The organism is Pseudomonas sp. 18.1.10 (assembly GCF_024655625.1).
Lineage (GTDB): Bacteria > Pseudomonadota > Gammaproteobacteria > Pseudomonadales > Pseudomonadaceae > Aquipseudomonas.
This window is the reverse complement of the sequence record NZ_JANLGL010000359.1, coordinates 1-3,582: the sequence shown is the minus strand read 5'-3', so window position 1 is coordinate 3,582 and position 3,582 is coordinate 1. Positions and strand designations below refer to the sequence as shown.

Below are 3,582 nucleotides of genomic sequence, written 5' to 3'. Positions count from 1 at the left end.
AGCCCGCTCCCACATTTGACCGTGTTCCAACATTTGAAATGCGGTCGAATGTGGGAGCGGGCTTGCTCGCGAAGAGGCCGGACCAAACAACAAAAATTTATGCACTCAACAACCGGTAACCCACCCCCGCCTCCGTCACAATAAACCGCGGCTGCGTCGGATCATCCGCCAGCTTCTGCCGCAAATGCCCCACCACAATGCGCAAATAATGGCTGTCTTCGATATGGGTCGGCCCCCAGATATCCTTGAGCAATTGCTGCTGGGTAATCACCCGCCCCGGATGCCGCGCCAGTTGCGCCAGCACCGCGTATTCCTTGCGCGTCAGGGCGACTTCGACGCCGTCCAGCAGCACGCGGCGGTAGGCCAGGTCCACGGTCAGCGGGCCGAAACACAGCGCCGCTTCCTGGGCCTCCCCCGCCGGCGCCTGGCGCAGCAGCGCACGCACGCGGGCGAGAAATTCCTGGATGCCGAAGGGCTTGGTCACATAGTCATTGGCGCCGCCGTCCAGGGCTTCGACTTTCTGCCCCTCGCTGGCGCGCACCGACAGCACCAGGACCGGCACCGTGGACCACTCGCGAAATTCGCGCAGCACTTGCTGGCCATCCATGTCCGGCAGGCCGAGGTCGAGCACCAGCAGGTCCGGCTTGCTCAGTGCCGCCTGGGCCAGGCCTTCGTTGCCGGTGCCGGCCTCGATCACCTTGTAGCCCTGGGAAGCCAGGCTGATGCGCAGGAATTTGCGGATCTGCGGTTCGTCATCAATGACCAAAATCGTCGCGGTCTGGCTCATGGTGTCCAATCAGAATCGGGAGAGAAAACAGGGTAGCTCATGCCTCGCGCTCCAGGCCAGGCTGGGTCGGCAACGGCAGGAACAGGGTGATGCAGGTACCGCGGCCATCGATGCCATCGGCCACGCCGATATGCCCGCCGTGGGCACCGACCATGCCCTGGCAGATCGCCAGGCCAAGGCCGGTGCCCTGCCCGCCGCGATCGCCACGGGCGGCGGTGTAGAACATGTCGAAAATCTTCGCACGTTCGTCCTCGGGGATGCCGGGGCCTTCGTCGGCGACGGCAAAAAACAGCTGGTTATCCGCCACCCCCGCGCTCAAGTGCAAACGCCCATGGGCCGGCGAAAAGCGCGCGGCGTTTTCCAGCACATTGACCAATGCCTGCTCGATCAGCGCCGCGTGCACATACAGCAATGGCAACTGTGCCGGCACCTCGGTGTGCACCTGCAGCGGCGCAAGCACCGCGCGCAAGCGGCCGAGGGCGCTGCCGACGATATCGCCGGGCGAGACCCAGTCCCGCGCCAGCTTCAACGCACCGTGGCCCAGGCGCGTCATGTCCAGCAGGTTCTGGATGTAACGGTCGAGGCGCTCGGCTTCATCGCGAGTCCCTTCCAGCAATTCGCGACGGTCCTCCAGGGGGATGGCCTCACCAAGGGCCAGCAGGCTGTCGATGCTGCCGCGCATGGAGGTCAGCGGCGTGCGCAAATCGTGGGACACCGAGGCGAGCAAGGCGCTGCGCAGTTGCTCGGTTTCGCCGTGCAGGCGTGCCGATTCCAACTCCTGCGCCAGTTGCGCACGGGCCAGGGCTTGCGCCAGCGGCTGGCTCAAGGCCGTGAGCAGGCGGCGGCGCTGGCCGCTCAATTCCAGGCCCGGCTTGGGGCTCACGCCGAGCAAGCCCAGCGGCCCTTCTTCAGCGGATAACGGCCACCACCACCAACGCCCAAGCGGCAAGGTGCCGGTGCCCATGCCGGCCGGTTGATCGTGCTGCCAGGCCCAGTCCGCAGCGGCGCGCTCGCCTTCGGTGAGGGTCAGCGGGCCACCGGTTTCGATCGTCCACCCCCCCTGGCCATCGCGATTGACCAGGCACAGGTCGAGGTCGCTCCAGCCTTCCAGGTGATGGGCCGCCGCGCTGATGACCGCCTGGCGGTCGGTGGCGGCGGTGAGTTTGCGCGACAGGTCGAGCAACTCGCTGGTTTCTTCCTGGGTGTCGCGCAGCGCCTGCAACTGCCGGCGTTGGCGCGCAGCGAGGTTGCCGGTGAGCGCCGCCATCAGCAGGAAGAACAGCAAGGTCAGCACGTCTTCTTCACGCTGGATCGCGAAGGAGAAGTTCGGCGGGATAAACAGGAAGTCGTAGGTCATGAACGACAACGCCGCACACACCAGCGACGGGCCCAGGCTGCTGCGCACGGCTACCAGCAGCACCGCCGCGAGGAACACCAGCGAGATATTCGGCAACGGCAACACGCTGGACACCGCCCAGGCCACCGCCGCCGCGACGACGGTTGCCACCACCGCCAGGCCGTAGTCGAACCACACCAGCCCACGCACATCCGGCAGGCGCGGCGGTGCGGGGATGTCGTCGCTGTCGAGGACGTTGATTTCCAACCCACGGGCATTGCGCAACAGGCGCGCCGCCAGCCCGCCACCGAACACCCGACGGCGCCAGCGCATGCGCGACTGCCCCACCAGCAGCAGGCTGGCACGGCGTTCGGCGGCGTGCTGGATCAGGGTCTTGGCCACCTCCCCGGCGCGCAGCAACACCACTTCGCCGCCCAGGCGTTCGGCCAGTTGCTGGGCGTTCTGCAGGCGCAGGCGCGATTGCTCATCCCGCGCGCCGCTGTTATCGATATGCACCAGGCTCCACGGCAAATGCCGACGCTGGGCGACACGGCTGGCATGCCGCACCAGGCGTTCGGCCTGGGCATCGCCATCCACGCCCACCAGCAGGCGCCCGCGCACCGCCGGCGCGGCTTGGCCGAGCTGCCGGTAGCCTTGGGCCAAGTCGTCATCGACGTGGGCGGCGGCGGTCTGCATCGCCAGCTCGCGCAGGGCCATCAGGTTGGTCTGGGTGAAAAACGCATCGATGGCCGCGCGGGCCTGTTCCGGCACATACACCTTGCCGTCGCGCAGGCGTTCCAGCAGCTCGCGCGATGGCAGGTCGATCAGCAGCAGTTCGTCGGCCTCTTGCAGCACCCAGTCCGGCAGGGTTTCGCGCACTTGCACGCCGGTGATGCCGCGCACTTGGTCGTTGAGGCTTTCCAGGTGCTGGACGTTGACCGTGGTGAACACGTTGATGCCCGCGGCGAGCAGTTCCTGGATGTCTTGCCAGCGCTTTTCATGCCGGCTGCCGGGGGCGTTGCTGTGGGCCAGTTCGTCCACCAGCACCAGCTTGGGCTTGGCGGCGAGCAGGCCGTCGAGGTCCATTTCTTCGAGCATCACGCCACGGTATTCGCTGCGCAACAGCGGTTGCTGCGGCAGGCCGCTGAGCAGGGCTTCGGTTTCGGCGCGGCCGTGGGTCTCGACCACGCCGGCGATCAACTTCACCCCCTGGCGCAACTGGGTGTGGGCGGCCTGGAGCATGGCGTAGGTCTTGCCCACGCCCGGCGCGGCGCCGAGGAAGACTTTGAGCCGGCCACGGCCGTTGCGGGGCAGATCGGCTAGCAGGGCATCGGCGCGGCCGGAGTCGCTCATGCGGGGGGTTCCTTCAGGTAATCAAGTATTCAAGGCCACTGAAGATCCAATGTGGGAGCGGGCTTGCTCGCGAAGGCGGTGGTTCAGTTGAAATACCTGTGACTGA

Annotated in this window: 2 protein-coding genes; both read right to left on the bottom strand. The window is 66.6% G+C overall.

What is annotated here, in order from left to right; genetic code table 11:
• Window positions 1-97: 97 nt before the first annotated feature.
• On the bottom strand, window positions 98-787 hold the full coding sequence (locus NUV89_RS28540) for a response regulator (protein WP_257783949.1): 690 nt from the start codon (window positions 785-787) through the stop codon (window positions 98-100).
• A 37-nt stretch (window positions 788-824) separates the two neighbouring features.
• Window positions 825-3,476 (bottom strand): sensor histidine kinase KdpD, encoded by a 2,652-nt coding sequence (locus NUV89_RS28535; RefSeq protein ID WP_257783948.1) that lies wholly within the window; start codon window positions 3,474-3,476, stop codon window positions 825-827.
• Between the last annotated feature and the right edge of the window lie 106 nt (window positions 3,477-3,582).